Below are 23,280 nucleotides of genomic sequence, written 5' to 3'. Positions count from 1 at the left end.
TATAATTATAAGTTTTTAAATTTTGGAGGCGTTACATATTGCAGAAATTACTTTTTACTAAATGGACAGTTGTTATTTCTATTTTCATCATTTTCGGTACGATTTTCTATGTTACTAATGTTAAAAATAACAACGAAAAAGCAACTGTAGAAACAGCGGAGACAAAAACTTTCAAAACGAAATTACAACCTAAAATTCATGAATTGACTACTCATTATAATGACATCATCGAAAAAGATTGGTTACCTGCCTGGGAAGAGATTAACACGAATGGAGATTCAGTAGATCGAAATAAACTATTAGTTACAATGAGTGCTGTTTCCAAACAGTACGAAACAATTATGAACGAAATAGACACGCTTAAAATTGAAGAAAACATAACAGATATAGATATACAAAAACAACTACTTCAATTCACAACTCAGTTTAAATCCGCATCAAATTTCATGAAAAATGCAGCAAATTTGATTATAGACGGAGCAAATAACTCTACTTCAACCAATGAAACTATTGAAAAAACAAAACAAGCTTTAGGACTTGCGGATCAACATATTGTCATCGCTTTATCTACTTTAAATGAAGTTGAAGATAAATTAGGACTTACAAAAAAATAAAACTATTTACTATTTTAAAATAAAAAATGATTGCAATTCACAATTTGTATGTCTATAATGTTTTTATTGATTTACAATCAATGTGTTTATAAATTTTATAATTCGGATGAACCATTCAGGAGAAGGTCTATTGATCTACCGACGGGGCAAAAAGTTGTTATACCAACTTTGAAACTCTCAGGTCTTGGTTACAAGTAGAACTGCATGGGGACGAATCTCTGGAGAGACTCCCTCTCGCTTTCATAGAGCGCGGAGGAAAACGAGCACCGAAGGAGCAAATCCGCTACTTTAGCGGATAATCTCTCAGGTAAAAGGACAGAGACAAGCGAAAGAAAAAGCCGATTGTATCGGTTTATTTTTCTATCCCTTGTTTCTCCAGAGACCATTTCATTTACTTGAAGTGGTTTTTATTTTTTCTAAAAAAGGAGAATAAAGATGGAGACAGTAAGTAAAGTATTAGAACAACTAAATCAATACGTGTGGGGATTACCAACTTTGTTGCTACTCGTTGGAACAGGTATCATTCTCACAGTGCGTTTGAAAGGTTTACAGTTTAGTAAACTATTATACGCTCACAAACTAGCGTTTAAAAAATCAGAAGATACTTCTTCTTCTGGAGATATTAGTCACTTCCAAGCACTCATGACAGCTATGGCCGCAACGATTGGTATGGGTAATATAGCCGGTGTTGCAACAGCGGTTACAATTGGTGGTCCTGGTGCAATATTTTGGATGTGGATTACCGCTTTATTCGGTATGGCAACAAAATATGCAGAGGCAATACTTGCAGTGAAATATCGTGTTAGTAATGAAAATGGTGAATATTCAGGTGGACCAATGTATTATTTAGAGCGTGGTTTAGGTAAGAAATGGCTTGCTATATTATTCGCTATATTTGGTACAACTGCTTCTTTCGGTATTGGTAATATGGTGCAATCTAACTCAGTTGCAGAGGCAATGCGAATTAATTTCTCTTTCCCTCCTGCTTTAACTGGTATAGTAATGTCATTTTTAATCGCAATTGTTATTTTAGGCGGTGTAAAAAAAATCGGGAAAGTGACGGGATATGTCGTTCCTATTAAAGCTTTCTTTTATATAATTGCTGGTCTTATAATTATTTTCTATCACTACGACCAAATTCCAGAAGCATTTTCACTTATTTTTTCTGGTGCATTTAATGGTACAGCAGCTGCTGGTGGTTTTATTGGGGCAACAGTTGCATCAGCTATCCAAATCGGAATGGCGCGTGGTGTATTTGCGAACGAAGCTGGTTTAGGGAGTGCACCAATTGCGGCGGCGGCGGCAAAAACCGATTCGCCTGCAAAGCAAGCTTTAGTTTCAATGACTGGTACTTTTCTAGATACGTTTATTGTATGTACAATTACAGGACTAGTATTAATTACTACAGGCGCTTGGAAATCAGGTAAAACTGGTGTTGAAGCTACAACACTTGCATTCCAATCTGTATTCGGTACTGCTGGTAGTATGATTCTCGGTATCGCAATTATTTTATTTGCCTACTCTACTATTTTAGGCTGGTCGTATTATGGAGAAAAATGTGTAGCTTATTTATTCGGAGAAAGTGCAGTTAAATATTATAAAGCAATCTTTATTTTCATGATTGCAATTGGTGCTAATTTAAAGCTAGGAATCGTATGGACATTTGCTGATATTGCAAATGGACTTATGGCAATTCCAAACTTGATTGGTCTGATTGGATTAAGTAGTATTGTTGTTGCTGAAACGAATCGCTTTTTACAAGCAGAGAAATTGAAAGAAAATAATAAAAAACAGGCAAGTTAATCTATGAAAAAAGGAATGACTCATACATGATGAGCATTCCTTTTTTCATCCCCTCTTTTACTTAATTACTATCATTAAAAATATATTTATATCAATATTTACTCCTTTTTATTCCTCCAAAAGTTTTTCACATAAATGTCATAAATCGTATGGTCTAACTATATAGTTGAAAAGGAATGCGACATTAAAGTGTCGCTGAAAAACTCATCCAAGAAAAGGGAGGAAAAATCTTTTGAAAAACAAAATCATTGTTTTCCTATCTGTTTTATCATTTATTATTGGTGGTTTCTTCTTTAACACGAATACTTCAAGTGCTGAAACATCATCTACTGATTACGTTCCTAACCAATTAATCGTTAAGTTCAAACAAAATGCATCTTTAAGTAATGTGCAATCTTTTCATAAATCTGTCGGAGCTAATGTCTTATCTAAAGATGATAAGTTAGGTTTTGAAGTCGTACAATTTTCAAAAGGTACTGTAAAAGAAAAAATAAAGAGTTATAAAAATAATCCAGATGTGGAATATGCAGAACCAAATTATTACGTTCACGCCTTTTGGACTCCAAACGACCCATATTTTAATAATCAATATGGATTACAAAAGATTCAAGCTCCACAAGCTTGGGATAGCCAACGAAGTGATCCTGGTGTAAAAGTAGCTATTATTGATACAGGAGTTCAAGGCTCACACCCTGATCTGGCTTCGAAAGTAATTTACGGGCATGATTATGTTGATAACGACAATACATCTGATGATGGTAATGGTCATGGTACACATTGCGCTGGAATTACTGGAGCACTTACGAATAACAGCGTCGGAATTGCTGGTGTTGCCCCACAAACTTCAATTTATGCTGTCCGCGTATTAGATAATCAAGGAAGTGGTACTCTTGATGCTGTAGCGCAAGGTATTCGAGAAGCTGCTGATTCGGGTGCAAAAGTAATTAGTTTAAGTTTAGGAGCTCCAAATGGTGGTACTGCATTACAACAAGCCGTTCAATATGCATGGAATAAAGGCTCTGTTATAGTTGCAGCTGCTGGAAATGCTGGAAATACAAAAGCTAATTACCCTGCTTATTACAGCGAAGTAATTGCAGTTGGTTCTACAGATCAATCAGATAGAAAATCTTCATTCTCTACTTATGGTAGCTGGGTAGATGTTGCAGCACCAGGTTCAAATATATATTCAACATATAAAGGAAGCACGTATCAATCATTAAGTGGTACATCTATGGCAACACCTCATGTTGCAGGAGTCGCTGCTCTTTTAGCAAATCAAGGATATAGTAATACACAAATTCGCCAAATTATTGAGTCAACTTCTGATAAAATTAGTGGTACAGGTACGTACTGGAAAAACGGTAGAGTCAATGCATATAAGGCTGTACAATACGCTAAGCAATTACAAGAAAATAAAGCTTCTTAAGAAAACTTTAATCAATCGATCTACCATGAATGCGGAATAAAATAGAAGGAGAGACTTCTATAATTAAAGCCTCTCCTTCTTACAAACTATATTACTCTCCCTGCTTTTTAACCATATGTAAATACAGTACAAAATCCATCATTGTCGACGAATGACCAAGTTGACGGATCATCGCTGTTATATTTCCTCTATGATATGTACCATGATTTACGACATGTTGCACTAATTCTAAAATCGAAGTTTCTAATTTCCCTACATATGGATTCTCAATAACAAATACAGCATTCACATCTTGTATTGTAATTAAAAAATCTTTATATTGATTTGCCATGTTTTCAAACATTTTTTCTAATTCATGTAACGATTTAGTTTCAATTTGTTTTCGTAAATCTTCTCGGTCTTGTATTGCTTCATTCATACTTTTACCATGCAATATATGTAACCACACTTGATCTGTAATATAAATATGCACAAAAGTATCCTTAATGGATGGAAATACACTCTGTATCTGCTCCTTAAAAATTGTCTCATAGTTTGGTAACTCTTTTAATCGATTGAATAATCTTGTATTAGCCCAAGCATGATAATCACACTGTTTTAATATATAATCTTTCAATTTATATTACCTCCTTATTGTATGAAACGAATGGTTTGTTTCTTCATTTCTGATTCTCTATCAGCCTTTGCAATCCCTTTTTCTTTCATTTCATGCTCATTTATCGTTTTATATTTTACATACGTATAAAATTCCGTTTGAAATGGAAATGGTGTAATCCGAATTGTTTCCTCGTCCACCCATTCAGCTTGAATAAGTTTCTCCTCTTTACCATTAAACATTTCTGTTCCTTCAAAACCATCTTTAAATAAATCAATTTCATCTTTCTTTTTGACACCAGGCTTATTCATACATACGTATAAAGAAAGTTCATCACAAAACTTTAATAATCTATAATGTTTATCGAACATCGCAAACTGTTCCTTTGTTAACGTTTTCAAGATTCTTTTTTGTCGTTCTAATTCATGTTTATAAAATGACATCATCTCTTCATCTTCCTCGTTTAGTGGAAATGATAAAAAATGTTTACTACAAAGCAATGCCCCGTATGGATTAGAATTTTCAATTTCATTCAAACCAATCGTATAAAAAACAAAACGTAATGGGCTTGGACAATCCATAAATGTATATGGAATATTTTTAGCATCATTCAAAATTGGTACTTTATCAAGCTCTATCCATCCTCTGTCATGCTCATATATTGCATCAACTGTTTCTTTTAAATATGTTTTACTTTCAAAAAAGTCTTCTTTTATATGTTTTGCAATCTCTCCAGCTAAAAAACCATGATCATGTTGACGAATTAATATACTTTCCTTCTCATTTTTTTCACGAAAAATCATTCATATACTCCCCCTCATCCTCATATTAAAGCTTTTTATATGCATCGATTCTTAATTAATCCCTAAATAATAGAAGGGATTCAGTCTCTTGCAACGAAATTAACATAATTATATAGTATTCTATCTAATCATAGTGATAGCTTTATCTTTACTATCTATTATACTAAAACATTCATTCCAAAAATTTTTTTATGAGGTGAAAACATGAACAAAACAGAATTAATTAAAAACGTAGCTCAATCAGCTGATATTTCTCAAAAGGACGCTTCTGCAGCTGTACAATCCGTATTTGACACAATTGCTAATGCATTACAATCTGGAGATAAAGTTCAACTAATCGGTTTTGGAACTTTTGAAGTGCGCGAAAGATCTGCTCGTACAGGACGTAATCCGCAAACTGGCGAAGAAATTCAAATCGCCGCTGGTAAAGTTCCTGCATTTAAAGCAGGTAAAGAATTAAAAGAAGCTGTTAAATAAACAAGAAACCAGCCATTTTATAGGCTGGTTTCTTGTTTTTATTTAAGCAATTGCTTTATATTCTCTGCATGATACACTTCACAAATATAAAATACACATTTGCATTTACTTACAATTTGATACTTTCTAGTTGGATACACATTCGCTGTAACAGAACATCCATCAAACAATTCAATAATATTTCCAGATGGCTGATATCCTTCATATAATACATTTCTTCTTACTTCCATCTTTTCTATAAGCTTTTCAACAGGAATATTTCCACTCTCTAATTCACTCTTTATTGCGTCCGGTAAAAACGAAGTGTCTGCAAAAATTAGATTTTCAGATAACACCTTGCCTTTATAACTAACATTAGATACACGGTAAAGAAATGTTCCATCTTTATCAAAGAAATTCTTTGCTTCTTTCGGAATGTACTGTCTACCAAGTGCCTCTTGTTCAAGAACATCAAACTGAACTGTATCATTTAAAAGCTTTTCTAAAGCATGAATGGATGATGTATCTCCAGAAAATAAAATATTTTTAATTGCTTGTACGTTATAAGTGAATTCATTCTTTCTATTTTCCGCTACTAACATGAGGAACACCTCTTCTATAATTTTTTTATTTAAGATTTAAAAGTGCTGCCGCATCTAATTGCGTAATTTCAGTTACTTCCTTACTGAATATTGCAACAGAGGCCCTATAATCTAAACTAGGCTTTACATCTTCCATCATTGTATTATTTAATAACTCTTGTCTATCCTTAAAAACCAACAAGTTTGGAGGATCGTTTGGAGCTGATACTGTAATATGTACTGGCGGAATCATTAGTCCTTCACCTGTCGCTTTCAGCACCGCTTCTTTTCGAGTCCAATATGTTAAAAATCCTTCTATTTTCTGTTCATTTGGCAGTTTCATAACTTGCGCTATTTCAATGTCTGTTAATACACCTTCTGCCATTTTCATAACATCTACATTTGGATTCATTTGTTCTACATCTATGCCAACAGGTGCAGATTTTGTAAAAGCAACGACAACCCACTCACCTGAATGCGAAACGGATAATTGCGGCATACCTTCTGGTAATTGTGGTCTTCCATGCTGCACTTTACATACTGAGCACATTCGATCAATTGGTACTTGGACTGGTGACATAGAAAGTATCTTACCGAGAACTAATCTACTTATTACGCAACCTATTATAAAACGAGCTCGATCTGCCGAATGATGATACGAATTTGCTTTCTCTCGCTCTATATCATTTAGTAAATTGTAATGCCATGATTGTAAATCCGAAATTCTTGCCCACCATATTTGACAATCATTCTCATTCAAAGTTGGAATAGAATCTACAACTTTACTTTCTATCATGTAAACTCTCCTTTATTCAACGAATATCAATTTTCATAAGAAAGCATGCGTATATTGTTATTCATTGACAAGTACTTTCTCTTTTTCTGATACAGATAATGTTTTTTCTTTCTTCTTTGACATTACCTCTTTATCGGAAATACGTAAAGAAAATAGTAGTGCAATGAGCAAAAATATTGCTGATCCAATTAATGCTGCTTGATATGGTAAAAAATCGGATTGAGCGTTATTACTTCCAAAACCAGCTAGTATACTAGCTAAAACAGCTACTCCTATTGCTGAACCTAATCGATTTTGCACATTGAATATAGTAGTAGCTCTCCCCATAGAAGGCGGCGTGATATTGTTAAAGGCAGAAAATTGAACCGCACCGACAGATTGACCTAAGAAAATACCGATACCAAACAATAATGCGCGGATTTGCCACGGATTCGTATCGTGATTTACAAAACTTAATAAAACAAAGATAACCACGGTACAAATTAATCCAATAGAAATTACCTTTCGCGCTCCTAATTTTTTATATGACCATGGCACAATTTGTGAAGAAATCATTAATCCAATCGCCTCTGGAAATGTCGTAAGTCCTGATTCCAGCGCGGAAACTCCTATCACATTTTGATACATAAGTGGAAAAACAAATAACATTCCTAGTAAACCAGCTGATGAAAATAATGATATAAGACTCATCTTTCTAAACACTGGTTCTTTTAATAAACGTAAATCTAACATCGGTTGCTTTACTTTCAGTTCTACGATTATAAACAATGTAATGAATACACCCCCAGCTATCCCAGTACTCATAATTTCTGGAGAAATCCACCCTTTTGATGGTCCCTGGCTGAGCGCATATATGAGCATCGCAAATCCTGGTGCTGATAAAATAAAGCCGAGCGAATCAAAGCGACCAGCTGATTTTTCAACATGCTCTGCTAAAAATAGAAGTCCAAATAGCAATGCAACGATTCCAAACGGTAGATTAATATAAAATGCCCAACGCCAAGACATTTGATCTACAAAGAAACCACCGATGATAGGACCAATTGCTGGTGCTACAGCAATTGGAAGTATAATGAACCGAGAAATCTTCGGTCTTTCCTCTAGTGAAAATGTTCGAAATAACATTGCCATTCCAACTGGTGTTAAAAGCCCTCCACCAGCACCTTGAATAATACGGAAAATATTCAATGAAGTAATATCGTTAGCCATTCCGCATAAAGCAGAGGCAATTGTAAATACGAAAAGAGCAATTAAAAATACTCTTTTCGTACCAAATCGATCTCCTAACCAACCAGAAATCGGAAGGAAAACAGCTAAACTAACTAAATACCCAACATTAACCGTCCCCATTGCAGATGCAGGTACTTGTAGTTCTCTACTTATCGATTGCAGTGCTACATTTACAATCGTTGCGTCCATCGCAGCCATAAACATCGCAGTTATATAAACGATACTTACAACTACTTTTGGATTTAGTTTTTCTTTCATTATCGTTTTCCTGCTAATGTTTTTTCGCGAACTTGATTACTTTTTGGATTCAAATCTTTCCAGTTATATTCAACATATTCTAAGCAGCTCTGCCTACTAGCTTCTTCATATACGATATTCCAGCCAATAGGTACATCGAGAAAAGCAGGCCAGAGAGAATACTGGCCCTCCTCATTTATTAATACTTTATATGTGTAATTATCATTTTCAAATGGATTCGTCATACTCTACTTACCCCTTTCTTATTCTGCAAATATTTCGCTAATACTTGTCCAATTTCCGTAAGCGGACCTGGCTGACATAGATCTTTATGTCTACAATCAATATCGTGCTGCACAATTTGCCCGTCTAAATAATTTAGCCACGTATTTGGAGAAATAGGATCAAACCAGTCTGGTATAACAGTAGATCTAAAGAACAGGATATCTCCGTTATAAACTTTCGGTACATATTTCCCTAACAACCCTACTGAATTTACATATGTTTCTTTCAAGTTCAATATAGTCTCTTCTTCAAGACTTGCTAATGCACTTCCATCTTTACGAAGGATTTCAACTGCACTTTCCATTGTAAGTGGTTTACCATCCATGTTATCTGGGTCATATCCGCCTAAAGCAAGTAATGCGATTAACGCTTCCTCTTCAGTAGGCGCTTCCGTATTCGGTAAGAAGTGTCCAGGATAAGAGTCAAGCATAACAAGTAATTCTACTTCTTCCCCTTCATTTTGTAATTGCGCCGCCATTGCATGCACAACATTTCCTCCAAGCGACCAACCTAATAAACGATATGGTCCATGAGGCTGTACTTCACGAACGTGTTTCAAGTAATCCGCCGCCATCTCCTCTAAACTTTTTGGAAGTTCTTCATTTTTAGCAATACCACGTGCTTGCACACCATAAATTGGATAATCTGTTCCTAAAGATTTCATAAGTCCTGCATAGCACCAACTTAATCCACCTGCTGGATGTACACAAAATAGTGGTAATTGATCCCCGCTTGCTCGTAATGGAAGCAACACATCAAGTGCACTTTGACCATTCCCCATCTCAAGTCTTTCAGCTAACCCTGCAACAGTCGGTGCTGCAAATAAAGTACCAATGTTTAGTTCCACTCCAAGCGCCTCTTTCATGCGGCTCATAAGCTGCACTGCAAGGAGTGAATGACCACCAAGATCAAAGAATCCGTCATCAATTCCAATTTGAGGTACACTTAGCACTTCTGTAAACAAGTCACATAACATTTCTTCTTGCGGTGTTCTTGGACCACGACTAGAAGATGATGCGATAAATGCTGGAGCTGGCAATGCCTTTCTATCTAATTTACCGTTTGGAGTTAAAGGTAACTCATTTACTACTACAAAAGCGTATGGAACCATATAATCTGGTAAACTACCACTAGCAAACTGACGCATTTCATTCGTATCAATTGCTTCATTATTTGATGCAACGATATAAGAAACTAACCGTTTATCCCCTGGTTGATCTTCACGTACAATAACGGCTACTTGCTCAGCTTTAGGGTGCTTCATTATGACTGCTTCTATTTCTCCTAATTCAATTCGGAATCCACGAATTTTGATTTGATGATCTGCACGTCCTATATAATCTAGCGTCCCATCATTACGCCAGCGAGCTAAGTCTCCTGTACGATACATTCTTGTACCTGGCTTGCCAAATGGATCTGCGATAAAGCGTTCAGCCGTTAATCCTGCTCTTCCTAAATATCCACGCGCAAGTCCTGCACCTGCAACATACATTTCTCCAACTACTCCAGGTGGGACTGGTTGTAAATAGTTGTCTAACACATACACTTTAAGGTCAGGTATACTGCACCCAATTAAACTATTTGCCCGTAAAGAGACGATAGTTTCATCTAATTCAATATAACTAACATGTACTGTCGTCTCTGTAATACCATACATATTAATAAGCTTTGGTGCGTTATGAGGATGTCGACTATACCAATCTTCTAAGCGACTTAGCTCAAGTGCTTCTCCTCCAAAAACAACATATCGTAAAGATAATTTTTGGCCAATCTCTTCATTTTCACGATCTGCTTGCATCAATTGGTAGAACGCTGATGGAGTTTGGTTTAAAACCGTAACCTTTTCTTTAACAAGAAGCTGTAAAAATTCTTTCGGCGAGCGACTTACAGTATGTGGAACTACAACTAAACGCCCTCCGTATAATAAAGGTCCCCAAATTTCCCAAACCGAGAAATCAAAAGCATATGAATGGAACATCGTCCAAACATCGTTTCCGTCAAACTGGAACCAATGATCAGTTGCTCCTAAAAGTCTCACTACATTTTGATGAGGTATCATAACGCCTTTCGGTCTGCCCGTTGACCCTGACGTATAAATAACGTAAGCAATATGTGATGGAGATAATGGCTTAATTCGTTCCACTTCATCAATATTGTCTTCACTATATTTCTCAACCTCTGCTATTACTTTCACATCATCAACTAAAACTTTTAGTGCCTCATTACATTCAATTTCCACTTCTGAATTCGTTAAAACACATGATGGTTTCGCATCGTGTAGCATAAATGAAATACGGTCTGCTGGGTAATCTGGATCTAACGGAAGGTATCCAGCACCAGCTTTAAGAACAGCTAATAAGCTTACAACCATGTTTAATGATCTTGGCATCGCTAAAGCAACGAGTTGATCAGGACCAATCCCTTTTGCTATTAGGAATCGAGCTATTTTATTTGCTTTTCTATTTAACTCTTCATAAGTTAATTTCTTATCTTCAAAGACAACAGCAATAGAATTTGGATTTATATGAGCCTGCTTTTCAAACAATTGTGGCAATGTCATTTCTGGTGCAATTTGAAAACCACCATTCCACTTTTCTAACACTGTATTTTTCTCTGCTAAAGTTAATATTTCTAATCTGCCAATGGATTGATCTGGATTTGTAGTTGCATCATCTAATAACAAAATGAATCGTTCTATTAGTTTTTGAACCGTTTCACGTTTATATAAATCGGTACTAAACTCTAGTAATCCATGTAAACCGTTCGGAGTACCATCAACCCCGTTACTCTCACTAATTTCAAATGTTAAATCAAATTTTGCAGAACCAACGCTTTGAATTTCAAGGCTCGCTTCTAAATCTGGTACATGAAACGTTGCTTCTGGTGTATTTTGAAAAGCTAACATAACTTGAAACAACGGATGGCTGTTTCGAGTACGTACTGGATTTAATACTTCAACAAGCCTTTCAAATGGAACATCTTGATTTTCATAAGCTGCAAGATTTACCTGCTTCACTCTATTTAATAATTCTTTAAAACTTGGATCTCCTGAAGTATTTGTACGTAACACTAATGTATTTACAAATAAACCAACAATATCTGAAAGTACATCATCATTTCTTCCAGCAATCGGACTTCCAATTGGTATATCAGTGCCTGCACCTAATCTTGTAAATAGTGCACTAAGCCCTGCTTGCAATACCATAAACAAACTAACTCCATTTTTACGTGCAAGCTCTACTAACCTACTATGCATACCTTCATCTATATGAAAATGAATTGTTTCCCCGCGGTAACTCGTCTCAATTGGACGCTGGAAATCTGTAGGTAACTCCATTTGGTCTGGTAAACCTTTAAGTTCTTCTTTCCAAAAATCTAATTGTGTTGAAATAAGACTCTCTTGTGTCGTTTCATCACCTAGCAATTGCTGTTGCCAAAGTGCATAATCTGCGTATTGAACTGGTAGTGTCTCCAGCTGAACTCTGTCACCTTGACATCGCGCTTTATACGCCGCTGTAAAATCTCTCGTTAACGGCTGTAATGACCAGCCATCACCTACAATATGATGTAATAGAATTAATAATACATGTTCGTTTTCACTCATTGTAAAAAGTTGCAAACGAACTGCCGGCTCAAAATCGAGGTTAAAGCTATATCTTACCGCCCCTGAAAGTACACTTTCTAATTCATCTTTACATGTATTAGTTATAACCATTTCTAAATTTAAGTTTTCCATATCTAAAATTTTCTGATAGGAACTACCTAATACGTTAGGGAAAATTGTTCTAAGTGTTTCATGTTTCTCAACTACATCATAAAAAGCACCTTGTAATGCTTCCCGATTCAATATTCCATTCATACGAATGACTAGCGGAATATTATAAGTAGGACTTGGACCTTCTAAACAATTTAAGAACCATAACCTGCGCTGTGCAAATGAAAGTGGAACTTCATTTGGCCTACTTGCTTTCTGAATAGCTGGTCTTGCGCTTTTTGCATGGTTTAATTGTTCCGCCAGTTCGGCAACAGTTGGTGATTCAAATAGTTTCCCAATTCCTAATTCCACACTTAACGTTTCACGAATTCTTGCCATTAAACGAGATGCGAGAAGTGAATGTCCACCCATTTCAAAGAAATTATCATCAATGCTAATTCGAGAAACACCAAGTACTTCTGCAAATAAATCACATAATATTTCTTCTTTCGGATTTCTAGCAACTCTCTCATTGTTCATTCCATTAAAATCAGGAGCAGGTAATTTCTTTCTGTCAACCTTACCATTTGGCGTTAATGGTAATACTTCTAGCACAACAAATGTCGATGGTATCATATAATTCGCTAAACTTTCTGAAACATAAGAACGAATTTCTGAAAGATTAATCGGTTCCTTTTCTTCTGCAACGATATACGCAATGATGCGTTTATCATTTGCACGATCTTCTCGTACCATTACTACCGCTTGTTGAATATTTTCATGTCGTTGTAATACCGTTTCAATTTCAGCTAATTCAATTCGGAATCCACGAATTTTAATTTGATGATCTGCGCGACTAATGTACTCTAACGCACCATCACTACGCCATTTCACAAGATCTCCTGTACGGTACATGCGCTTCCCTGATTCTCCATAAGGATTTGCAACAAACCGTTCAGCTGTTAACTCAGGTTTTCCAAAATATCCGCTTGCAAGTCCTTCCCCTGCAATATATAATTCCCCAATAACTCCAGGTGGCACTGGTTGTAACCCTGCATCCAATACATACACTTCTGTATTGCAAATTGGTTTTCCAATAGGAGGTATGCCCTTTTCACCTTCATCAATGTTCATGAAAGTAGACCAAATCGTCGTTTCAGTTGGTCCATATAAATTAGTTATTGAGCAACCTAATTCTCGTAATTTATTTGCTAAATGCGCTGGAAGAGCTTCACCACCAACAAGTATGCTTAGCCCTTGTAGCTTCTCTGGATAATCAGTTACTAACGCCTGCCAAAGCGTCGGTGTAGCCTGCATAATGGTCACTCTTTCTCCATGTAAAAGTGTCGTTAATGCAGAAGGCTCTTGTATGTCTTCTTTTTGCGCAATTGTTAAACTTGCACCACTAATAAGAGGTAAATAAATTTCTAGTGCAGAAATATCAAATGCAAACGTTGTAACTGCTAATAAATGATCATTTTCATTTAATGAAAACTTTTGTTGCATAGCCATTAAAAAGTTACTTAAACCTCTCATAGGAACAATTACACCTTTTGGGTTTCCTGTTGAGCCTGAAGTATATATTGTATAGGCTGGATTTAACAGTGATACATCATTCTTACATGCTATATTCATACGAGAATATGTATGTAACGCTAGTTTCGTTTCTTCGTCATCTAATACAATTTTTTTCATATCCTTTTCTATAACTAACTTAGATGAAACAGATGAATGTGTTATGATACAAACTGGTTTTGCATCATTTACTATATAAGTAACTCTATCTGCTGGGTATTCTGGATCTATTGGTAAATACGCTGCACCAGCCTTTAAGACTGCTAGCATACTAACTACCATTTCTATTGATCTAGGGAATACTAAAGCTACAAACTGATTTGGTCGTATTCCTTCTTCTACTAAATAATGTGCTAGTTCATTCGCTCGTTCATTTAGCTCTTTATACGTAAGGATTACACCGTCACAAGTAATCGCTAGTTTATTGGGATTTTTTTTCACTTGTTTTTCAAATGATATAGGCAGACTGATTAATTCATCGTCTTCCTTCGTTTCATTCCATTCCAATAAAACTTTATGATTTTCTTCAGGCAGAGTAATGTTTATTTTTCCAATCGACTCGTTTTTCTCATAATTATTTATTACTAATTCAAATAGATTCATAAATCTTTCTTTATGCAATGCTAGCTCCGCGTTATTATATACTTCAGGATTTGCATCAAAATGAATCATTATCTCATTTTGATCAAAACGTTTATATACATTTATCGATAAATCATCGACAGGTCCTGCTGATAAGTTATGCGTAATACCACGATTTCCAGCAAAATTAAGCCCGTAATCAAAAGGCATAACATTCACTAACGGTCCAAACAACCTTTGATTTTCACCTAGTAACTTTAAATCTCTTCTTAATTCCTCATGACGGTATTTATAATGGCGACGTACATCTCGGATTTCTTTAGAAACTTGCTGCAATAATTCCGCAAGAGTTATATTTGGAGTTACTGTAATACGAAGTGGAACTAAATTCATTACCATACTTGGTGTATGAATAGATACAGAACCTAGACGTCCCATCATCGGTAAACCTAAAACAATATCATTTTCACCTGTTAATTTATGCATATAAATACTTGTTACAGCCACAATGAATTCCGGCCAACTTGTTAACGAAATATTGATATCTTCTAGTAAAGTTTTCGTGCTAGAACTAGATAAATAAGCTGTTTCTCGTGAAAATCCATTTGATGTTCTCGGTGCTCGTTCTGCCAAACTTACAACTTCTGGGGCATCTGCAAACTTTTCTAACCAAAAAGTACGATCTCCCTGAAATTGTTTAGACTCACGATACTCAATATCTTCTTGCACGACTTTTGCAAGAGAACCAAATGGTTTTTCATTCTTGTTTGTTTCTTCTATAAGTGATGTATACTCATTCGCTACTTTTTGGCTAAGAAGTGAAAATCCATAGCCATCCATCACAATGTGATGGATGCGCTGATACCAAAAGAAACGATTATTTTCAACTTGAATAAGTGCTTCAGTAAATAAAGTATCTTTTTTCAAATCGACTGGCATAGATAAATCATTTTTCATCCATACTTTAGCAGCTTCTTCAGGATTTTCTTCTTTACGAACGTCAATAAAATGCATATGAAACTGTGATTCTTCAATAACTTGCCATGGGCCAATTTCATCCTCTTCGAAGCGAACATGAAGTGCTTCTGTTTCCATTACAACTTTACGTACAGCTAATTCAAAAATGTCTTGATGAATATTTCCGTTTATTTCTACATATTCCCCAGTATTATAAATTGGATTAAGCGGATCTAATTGTTGCGCAAACCACATACCAGACTGCGCAGATGATAACGAATGACGAATCTTTTGACTGTTAGGCATTCTTTACTACCCCTTTATTATGTAGTCTATTTGTTACAGCACCTGTGCTGTTTGTGAAGATAGTAAACTGTACCAACCTGCAACAGTTGGACGTTCTGCTAAATCTGCAAAAGTGATTTCTTTCCCTTCACGACGCCACTTCTCTACTAAACTCATAATTCTGACCGAATCAAGCCCTCTATTTAATAAGTCCTCATCAATATCAATACTCTCTACTGGCTCACGAAGTAGTTGTGCAACTAGTTCATGCACTTCCTGTATAGTGATTCCTTCACCCTCATCACCTTTTACACTTTGTAAATCTTTTAACAGTAGGTTTGTTGATGTCGTTACTGCACATCTATTAGATGCATACTCCAATGCTTGTTTATGATGCTCTAGTGAAAAATCAGCAACTGCATCTGCTACAAAGAACGGCTCTATACCATCCATAAATGCTTCACAAGCTGTTAAAAGACAGCCAATATGCGCATAAATACCGCAAATAATGAGTTGATCTCTTCCTTGTTCATTTAAAATTTCTAATAGATTTGTCTTTTTAAATGCACTATATCTCCATTTTGTTAGGAATATATCATCTTCATCAGGAGTAAGTTCATCAACAATTTTCTTTTTATCTGGTCCAGCAGGTATACCGTCACCCCAAAAGTCTTGTAATAAACCTCGTTGTTCTAACGTTTGCCCACCAGGTTGTGCTGTATAAACAACTGGTATACCAAGTTCCTTACATTTTTCTCTTATCATTTTAATATTTGAAACAAGTTCTACTTTTGGTGATTCTTTATCGCTATATGCATCAAGAAAATATTCTTGCATGTCATGAATTAAAAGTACTGCACGTTTCGGATCTGGTGTCCAATTCACTTTATTTTTCGGTAGTTCTGATTCAATTGGCATTTTATATACTGAAATAGATGGAATAGCCATCTAATCACTTCCTTCCGGTTTTTATTATTGTTTTACTGTAATAAGTTTTTCAGCAATGACTTTACGTAGTTCTTTTTTGCTGACTTTTCCGACTCCTGTTTGCGGAAATGATTCAATAAATTCAATTCGATCTGGAATTTTATAAGCCGCTATACCACGTTCTCTTAAAAACATTTTTAATTCACTTACTGCCGGAACTTGTCCGCGAGCTATAACAAAAGCACAGGTGCGTTCACCTAAATAATCGTCAGGCATAGATACAATTGCTACGTCATGGACCGCATCGTGTGCTAATAGATGATTTTCAACTTCTTCTGCAGCAACTTTCTCACCACCACGGTTAATTTGATCTTTATCTCTTCCTTCTACAATGATGTATCCTTGTTCATTTACTTTTACAAGATCACCTGTGCGATAAAATCCATCCTTTGTAAATGATCGTGCATTATGCTCTTCGGCTTTATAGTAACCACGAATTGTATATGGACCTCGTGTTAATAAACTACCTACTTCGCCCGGTTGTACATCGTTGTCATTTTCATCAACAACTCGTACTTCATCGAGTGCAGACATTGGTCTACCTTGTGTATGAATAATAATTTCTTCCGGATCGTCTAATCTTGTATAGTTCACTAATCCTTCCGCCATACCGAATACTTGCTGTAACGTACATCCAAATGTAGGGCGTATACGTCTTGCTACCTCAGCACTAAACTTAGCACCACCTACTTGAATAACCTCTAGGCTCGATAAATCGGTATTACGAGAAGATGCAGCATCAAGCCAAATCATTGCTAATGGCGGAACGAGCGCTGTAATTGTAACTTTTTCTTTTTCGATAAGAGCAAATGCCTCATCTGGACTACCACCAGTTGCCAATACCACTTTTCCACCCGCATAGAAAGTTCCAAATGTCCCTGGAGAACTCATTGGGTAATTGTGTGCTACTGGAAGAACTGCCATATAGACGCTTTCTGCATTCAAATTACAAATTTTAGCGCTAACACGTAAACTATAAATATAGTCATCATGTGTTCTAGGAATTAATTTAGAAAGACCTGTTGTGCCTCCTGATAATTGGAGAAACGCAACATCACTTGGCTGAACTTCTGGTAATGAGACGGGATCCATATACAGATCATTTATGTTCACAAACTCTTCTTCTTCTCCCACTACAATTACATGTTGTAAATTTGGCACTTTCTCTTTCACTTCTCTTGCTAGTTTTCGATAATCAAAACCGAGAGCCTTATCTGAAATAACGTAAGCGCTCGCCTCGCCAAAATCACAAAAATAACTAATTTCACTGCTTCGATGTGACGGCAGTGCAAAGACAGGAAGCGCTCCAATTCGAAATAGTGCAAAACATATTTCGAAAAACTCGATAATGTTAGGTAACTGGATTACAACTCTGTCCTCTTTCTTTATTCCTAAATTCAGTAAACCTGCTGCTAAACGATCTACCTTTTTATTAAGTTCACTATATGTTATATGCTTCTTACCACTTACAACCGCGATTTGATCTCCATATTTCTCAGCCCGCTCTCTTAACACTCCTCCAAATGTTTCACCAAGCCAACATCCTTCTTCTCGGTAACGATCGGCAAATTCTTTGGGCCATTCTGTATAACCTACTAGCATTCTTTCTTCCCCCTATTTTTCATTAAGTGAACTATCTCTTAACCCTAAAGCTTTTAGCATTGTTTGGAACTTAGCTGATGTTTCTGCTAACTCATCTTCTGGTTTTGACTCAGCAACAACTCCAGCTCCTGCATATAAACGCAGTGTATTTTCTTGTACTTCAGCACAACGAATTGTAACAATCCATTCTCCATCTCCATTTAAATCGCTCCATCCTAGCATTCCTGTAAAGAACTCGCGGTCAAATGGCTCAATATGCTGTATAGCCTCTCTTGCTTTTTCCATCGGAGTTCCGCAAACTGCTGGCGTAGGATGAAGGGCAATTGCTAATTGTAAAGAAGAAGTATTTGGATCCTTCAGTTCACCTTTCACTTCTGTAGACAAATGCCACATCGCTTCACTATGAATAACTGATGGCTTTTCTGGAACATGTAATGTATGACAATACGGACGAAGTGCAGCGGCAACCGCTTCCACTACTACCGCATGTTCATGTAAATCTTTTGGAGAAGAAAGTAATTCCTCTGCTCTTCTTTTATCTTCTACTGGGTCCTCACTACGTGGCCTTGAACCAGCTAACGGGTTAGAAATAACTTGCATACCATTACGTGAAACAAGTAATTCAGGACTTGCTCCAATTAGCGTCTTACTGTTCTCTTTTTCATCTTTCGGTAAATTCACAGCAAATGTATAACCATGCTTATTATGCTCTGCTAATTCTCGCAGAAGTTTTTGCTTATCAATCTTTTCCGAAGATTTAACATCTAACGATCTAGATAGAACGATTTTCTTTAAATCACCGTCCTGTATTTTTTTAATTCCTTGCTTCACACCATTCATATAAACTTCAGGGTCTGGCATTGGCGTCATTTCAAATGTTACGTTCTCATTTGTTTCAAGCTGATTTGTTGTATCCAATTGTAAACGCTCAGAAATCCTACTATATTCTGGTACGATAAGTTGGACTTCTTTTCTACGATCGAATGGCAAAGCACCCACAACGATAGGATTTGGATTTCCGGCTTGTTTCGCATTACTTAATGTCGCTTGCACAAGCTCTGGGAAATTTTCAATTTCACGATGCTTTACTGTAGTAAACTCTCCTTCTGCTAATATCGTTCGAGTTGGTGAAGCAAAAAAGAATGAAGATTCAGTCTTATAATCTTCTAAAAGTTTTTCTGACAATTCCTTTACAGCTATATGTTCATTCATAATATAATAACCTCCTGAATTTTGATTAAACTCCTAACGTAGCACCGCCATCGACACATAAATTGTGCATTGTAATATGACTTGCTCTATCTGAGGCTAAAAATAACACGGCTTCAGCAACTTCTGAAGGTTGTGCAATTTTTTGTAATGGAATTCCGAGTCTATATGTATTTTGAGAACCAGCAATTATATTTTTAGCTCCATTCTCATCAGCCCATAGTAATCTTTGCATCTCAGTTTCAGTAGAACCTGGAGAAACTAAGTTGCAGCGTATATTGTATGCCGCAAGCTCTAGTCCTAAACATTTCATAAACATCGTCGTTGCAGCCTTTGACGCAGCATACGCAGCCATCTCCATTCTCGGCGTATTTGCCGCATTTGAACCGACTGTAACAATTGCCCCTGATTTTCTTAACATCATATTTTTACTTACCGCTCGGGACATATTGAAAACCCCTGTAGTATTTACAGAGAATGTTTTATTCCAATCTTCATCACTTAACGAATGAATTGGTCCCATACGTAAAACCCCTGCAACATTTATTAAAATATCTATTGGCGCTATTTCATTTGCAATATGATTTACCATGTCTTCAACAGCAGCGCTATTACTCACATCTAAACGAAACGTTTTCATACGTGTTTTATTTAATTCATTTTGATTTAAGAGTACATTTAACCCCTCTTCATTTTGATCAACCGCAATAACTGTGGCTCCTCTTTCTAAAAACATTTTGGCAACAACACTGCCTATGCCTTGTGCTGCACCTGTTACTAAAACTGTTTGCCCATCAAATTCCCCTAAGTTCATTTTCTCTATCCTTTCACATAAACATTAATTTCATTAAGCAACATTACTGATATTGATTTTCATTATCAGTAATGTTGTAAAAAATAATACACTTACTAAACTAATTGGTCAAGTGCGCATTACTTTAAAATCCATTTTATTGATAATGTTTTTCATTTACTATCTTACACCGAAATGATAATGTTTCTCAATAAACTTGTCAATCTTTTTTTATTTTTCAGATAAAGTATTTTAATGCTTCTTAATAAAATCATACCTAAACGCATTAAATGTACTTATATTATAAATAAAATTCAAACTCCTCTTTTTAAAATTGAAGAAGATAAACTAGAGATACGTTCATTTACAATGCTTTATGAAAAACTCAAGTATATATTTTCTCAATATTTTTCTGAAAATATATCTTACAAATACTAATGAATGTCTTCTTTATCATTTAAGATTTAATATATATTTCGAATATGATGTATCAATTTATTATATTCCAAATGGGTATTCCACTCACTTTTACATCTATAAAAATCACAAAAGTAATTTAACCTTGTTAAAATAACTCATAAAAAAGCATCCTAATTAATAGAATAGGATGCTTTTTCGTAATCATAGTGTTATAGAAGATTTGTATACTTATGCTACGCTGCGATACTCTTCTTCTTGTTCTTTTTTCTGTTTAGGTGCTTGAATTAAAATTGCGATAATGAATGACACGACACATAATACACCGATCACCATGAACGTTGGTTTGAATCCACCTAGAAGTGCACCGATAAAGGAACCTGCAAGCGCCCCAAATCCAAATCCTTGATACACAATTCCGTAGTTCTTACTATGGTTTTTCATACCGAAGAAATCACCAACAATAGCTGGGAAAATAGTGATATTTCCACCAAAGCAAAACGCTACACTTGCTACACATACGAAGTAAATACCATAATTTAAATCTACAAAACTTAGAACTAAGACTGAACTCGCCATAACAACAAAAGTACCAGTAACGATTTTTAAACGCCCAATTTTATCCGATAACGGTCCTAAAATGATACGACCTAATGTATTGAAGATTGCAACCATAGCCACCGCATTAGCTGCTGTTGCTGCGCTAAGTCCTACAAGTTGAACACCAATGTCTTTTACCATACCAATTAAGTATAAGCCACTCATACATGATGTAAATAACATGATAAATAATAAGTATACTTGTTTTGTGCCTAACATTTCTTTCGTTGTGTATTCCTTAGTTTTTGTTTCATGAACTGCTCCTTGATCTGCAGCTTGATGGATTAAACAAGCACCAATTACAATCATAGCTGTAACAATTAAACCCCAGTATATAAATGCTTGCGATACACCAACTGATTCAATCAACTGTGCGTTAACGTATTTAAAGATTAAGCTACCTGAACCATATGCAGAGACAGAAATACCAGCAATTAAACCTTTACGCTCTGGAAACCACTTTATTAAATTTGATAGTGAAGTGATATATGCTGTACCATCTGCATAACCTACAACAACTCCCGCTAGTACATAAAGTAATATTAATGAGGACGCTTGTGAGCTAAGTATTAATCCTAGTCCTAATGCTAATCCAGCTATCATAATAAGTTTACGAAGTCCCCATTTTTCTTGCAATTTACTCGCAAATAAAGTTGAAAATGCTAAAGAAAGACTAGTAATTGAGAAAGTTATCGCAACAGCGTTAAGACTCCAACCGTATTTACTAACTAAGGGCTGATTGAATAAACTCCATGTATATATCGTCCCAAGCCCCATTTGTACTATAACTGTGCCAAGGACAACAAACCATGGATTAACAGTTGATTTTTTCATACCTTTCCGCCTCCTCTTTCTATTTCAATGCTATTCGCTAAATTTACTTTTTTTATGTTCATTTTGGTCACCTCTTTTGATTTGACACCTTCATTGTATAAGATGTTTTCGTTTATGTAAGCACTTACAAGACAGAGCGTCAAAAACGTAGAATCAGTTACAAAAAACGAAGGATGAAATACAAAAACTACTTATTAAATACGTAACACTTATTTAATAAGTAGTTTTTGTATAAGATCGATTTACATTTATTTTTGAACTCTTTTTTAAAAAGTGAAACAATAAAACCGTCTCTTTACTATTTATTAAAGAGACGGTTTTATTAGCTCAATTCATAAGCCTGACTTTTTTTATACGTTTATAATTGTTTCTTCAAATGTAACAATTGGCTCTACAAATTCCATCATAATGAAAGCATTTTTAATACGTCTTGTTAAAACTTCTTTTAATTCTGCACACATTTCTTCTGTAAGTGATTTTACAAATACAAAGTTGTGATAATAAATCACACTCTTCTCTTTACTTAATGGGTTTAAAAACATCCCCTCTTTTGTAACGAGAGCATTAGAATGCCCCGATAAAGTTGAAAGAAACGTCTCTAAAATTTTTATTTCTCTTTTTGAAAACGATTCTTCACAAACTACTTTAATATTCATTTCTGTTATCATTTATATATTCCCCCAACCATTTTTTCACAAGGGGATACTATAATACTATTAAATTTTCACAAGACTCCCCTTGTCGTTCATAAAATTCACCAGAAAACTAAGTTGACTAACTTGTTTTTTCCCTTTATTCATATAAATCTCTCCTTTCGTATATATTACTTCTCCATTTGTAATTGATTACCTTTTTATATTAAAGTTTTTCTATGTTTTTAATTGGAATTCTACCAATTAGAGATCTTATTAATAAACGT

17 protein-coding genes and 1 riboswitch are annotated in these 23,280 nt (G+C 35.4%); of the genes, 4 read left to right on the top strand and 13 right to left on the bottom strand.

Annotated elements, in window-relative coordinates:
• Positions 1-38: 38 nt before the first annotated feature.
• From MR112_RS05410 to MR112_RS05400, 3 genes are all read left to right on the top strand, one after another.
• Complete coding sequence (locus tag MR112_RS05410; RefSeq protein ID WP_033696325.1) at positions 39-614, top strand: hypothetical protein; 576 nt, start codon at positions 39-41, stop codon at positions 612-614.
• Between the two features lie 208 nt (positions 615-822).
• Positions 823-943: riboswitch (glycine riboswitch) on the top strand.
• A 106-nt stretch (positions 944-1,049) separates the two neighbouring features.
• Positions 1,050-2,417, top strand: a complete 1,368-nt coding sequence (locus tag MR112_RS05405; RefSeq protein WP_000451037.1) for an alanine/glycine:cation symporter family protein — start codon at positions 1,050-1,052, stop codon at positions 2,415-2,417.
• Positions 2,418-2,649: 232 nt separating this feature from the next.
• Positions 2,650-3,843 carry a S8 family peptidase gene (locus MR112_RS05400; protein WP_000790938.1) on the top strand — a complete coding sequence of 398 codons (1,194 nt, stop codon included), beginning with the start codon at positions 2,650-2,652 and terminating at the stop codon, positions 3,841-3,843.
• 91 nt (positions 3,844-3,934) lie between these two features.
• Here the strand turns inward: MR112_RS05400 and MR112_RS05395 are convergent, their stop codons facing one another.
• Complete coding sequence (locus tag MR112_RS05395) at positions 3,935-4,459, bottom strand: DinB family protein (RefSeq protein WP_000656263.1); 525 nt, start codon at positions 4,457-4,459, stop codon at positions 3,935-3,937.
• A 14-nt stretch (positions 4,460-4,473) separates the two neighbouring features.
• Complete coding sequence (locus MR112_RS05390) at positions 4,474-5,241, bottom strand: DUF3891 family protein (protein ID WP_075676965.1); 768 nt, start codon at positions 5,239-5,241, stop codon at positions 4,474-4,476.
• Positions 5,242-5,445: 204 nt separating this feature from the next.
• Here MR112_RS05390 and MR112_RS05385 point away from each other — a divergent pair, with 204 nt between their 5' ends.
• Positions 5,446-5,718: an HU family DNA-binding protein gene (locus MR112_RS05385; protein WP_001043905.1), complete on the top strand. Its 273-nt coding sequence runs from the start codon at positions 5,446-5,448 to the stop codon at positions 5,716-5,718.
• Between the two features lie 38 nt (positions 5,719-5,756).
• Here the strand turns inward: MR112_RS05385 and MR112_RS05380 are convergent, their stop codons facing one another.
• The 11 genes from MR112_RS05380 to MR112_RS05330 all read right to left on the bottom strand — a co-directional run bounded on the left by MR112_RS05380 (position 5,757) and on the right by MR112_RS05330 (position 23,029).
• Entirely contained in the window at positions 5,757-6,299 is a 543-nt protein-coding gene (locus MR112_RS05380; protein ID WP_000959125.1) for a hypothetical protein, read from the bottom strand.
• A 25-nt stretch (positions 6,300-6,324) separates the two neighbouring features.
• A complete protein-coding gene (sfp, locus tag MR112_RS05375; RefSeq protein ID WP_000573004.1) occupies positions 6,325-7,074 on the bottom strand; it encodes a 4'-phosphopantetheinyl transferase Sfp in 750 nt (249 codons plus the stop codon).
• Positions 7,075-7,131: 57 nt separating this feature from the next.
• On the bottom strand, positions 7,132-8,562 hold the full coding sequence (locus MR112_RS05370; RefSeq protein ID WP_242244830.1) for an MDR family MFS transporter: 1,431 nt from the start codon (positions 8,560-8,562) through the stop codon (positions 7,132-7,134).
• Positions 8,562-8,786, bottom strand: coding sequence for an MbtH family protein (locus MR112_RS05365; protein ID WP_000184055.1), 225 nt, complete (start codon positions 8,784-8,786; stop codon positions 8,562-8,564). Before MR112_RS05365 ends, MR112_RS05370 begins: the two co-directional genes overlap by 1 nt.
• Positions 8,783-15,940 carry an amino acid adenylation domain-containing protein gene (locus MR112_RS05360; RefSeq protein WP_242244829.1) on the bottom strand — a complete coding sequence of 2,386 codons (7,158 nt, stop codon included), beginning with the start codon at positions 15,938-15,940 and terminating at the stop codon, positions 8,783-8,785. The genes MR112_RS05365 and MR112_RS05360 overlap by 4 nt, the downstream gene beginning before the upstream one ends.
• Positions 15,941-15,973: 33 nt before the next feature.
• Positions 15,974-16,867, bottom strand: coding sequence for an isochorismatase family protein (locus MR112_RS05355; RefSeq protein ID WP_001007283.1), 894 nt, complete (start codon positions 16,865-16,867; stop codon positions 15,974-15,976).
• Between the two features lie 24 nt (positions 16,868-16,891).
• Complete coding sequence (locus tag MR112_RS05350) at positions 16,892-18,508, bottom strand: (2,3-dihydroxybenzoyl)adenylate synthase (RefSeq protein ID WP_000960125.1); 1,617 nt, start codon at positions 18,506-18,508, stop codon at positions 16,892-16,894.
• 12 nt (positions 18,509-18,520) lie between these two features.
• Positions 18,521-19,720 carry an isochorismate synthase DhbC gene (gene dhbC, locus MR112_RS05345; RefSeq protein ID WP_001002068.1) on the bottom strand — a complete coding sequence of 400 codons (1,200 nt, stop codon included), beginning with the start codon at positions 19,718-19,720 and terminating at the stop codon, positions 18,521-18,523.
• Positions 19,721-19,745: 25 nt separating this feature from the next.
• Complete coding sequence (gene dhbA / locus MR112_RS05340; protein ID WP_001048437.1) at positions 19,746-20,531, bottom strand: 2,3-dihydro-2,3-dihydroxybenzoate dehydrogenase; 786 nt, start codon at positions 20,529-20,531, stop codon at positions 19,746-19,748.
• Between the two features lie 627 nt (positions 20,532-21,158).
• Positions 21,159-22,361 (bottom strand): L-lactate MFS transporter, encoded by a 1,203-nt coding sequence (locus MR112_RS05335; RefSeq protein WP_000750111.1) that lies wholly within the window; start codon positions 22,359-22,361, stop codon positions 21,159-21,161.
• A gap of 350 nt (positions 22,362-22,711) precedes the next feature.
• Entirely contained in the window at positions 22,712-23,029 is a 318-nt protein-coding gene (locus MR112_RS05330) for a hypothetical protein (RefSeq protein WP_000627302.1), read from the bottom strand.
• Positions 23,030-23,280: the final 251 nt, after the last annotated feature.

The organism is Bacillus cereus group sp. BfR-BA-01330, from assembly GCF_022663885.1.
In the GTDB taxonomy this organism is placed as follows: domain Bacteria; phylum Bacillota; class Bacilli; order Bacillales; family Bacillaceae_G; genus Bacillus_A; species Bacillus_A cereus.
Note: the sequence above shows the minus strand (reverse complement) of the source record. Positions and strands in the feature narration are given on the sequence as shown.

Coding starts and splice junctions, on each gene's coding strand:
- MR112_RS05390 (WP_075676965.1), bottom strand. CDS start 5,241: ATGATTTTTCGTGAAAAAAATGAGAAGGAAAGTATATTAATTCGTCAA.
- MR112_RS05350 (WP_000960125.1), bottom strand. CDS start 18,508: ATGCTAGTAGGTTATACAGAATGGCCCAAAGAATTTGCCGATCGTTAC.
- MR112_RS05355 (WP_001007283.1), bottom strand. CDS start 16,867: ATGGCTATTCCATCTATTTCAGTATATAAAATGCCAATTGAATCAGAA.
- MR112_RS05335 (WP_000750111.1), bottom strand. CDS start 22,361: ATGAAAAAATCAACTGTTAATCCATGGTTTGTTGTCCTTGGCACAGTT.
- MR112_RS05365 (WP_000184055.1), bottom strand. CDS start 8,786: ATGACGAATCCATTTGAAAATGATAATTACACATATAAAGTATTAATA.
- MR112_RS05405 (WP_000451037.1), top strand. CDS start 1,050: ATGGAGACAGTAAGTAAAGTATTAGAACAACTAAATCAATACGTGTGG.
- dhbC (WP_001002068.1), bottom strand. CDS start 19,720: ATGAATGAACATATAGCTGTAAAGGAATTGTCAGAAAAACTTTTAGAA.
- MR112_RS05360 (WP_242244829.1), bottom strand. CDS start 15,940: ATGCCTAACAGTCAAAAGATTCGTCATTCGTTATCATCTGCGCAGTCT.
- MR112_RS05370 (WP_242244830.1), bottom strand. CDS start 8,562: ATGAAAGAAAAACTAAATCCAAAAGTAGTTGTAAGTATCGTTTATATA.
- MR112_RS05385 (WP_001043905.1), top strand. CDS start 5,446: ATGAACAAAACAGAATTAATTAAAAACGTAGCTCAATCAGCTGATATT.
- dhbA (WP_001048437.1), bottom strand. CDS start 20,531: ATGAACTTAGGGGAATTTGATGGGCAAACAGTTTTAGTAACAGGTGCA.
- MR112_RS05330 (WP_000627302.1), bottom strand. CDS start 23,029: ATGATAACAGAAATGAATATTAAAGTAGTTTGTGAAGAATCGTTTTCA.
- sfp (WP_000573004.1), bottom strand. CDS start 7,074: ATGATAGAAAGTAAAGTTGTAGATTCTATTCCAACTTTGAATGAGAAT.
- MR112_RS05380 (WP_000959125.1), bottom strand. CDS start 6,299: ATGTTAGTAGCGGAAAATAGAAAGAATGAATTCACTTATAACGTACAA.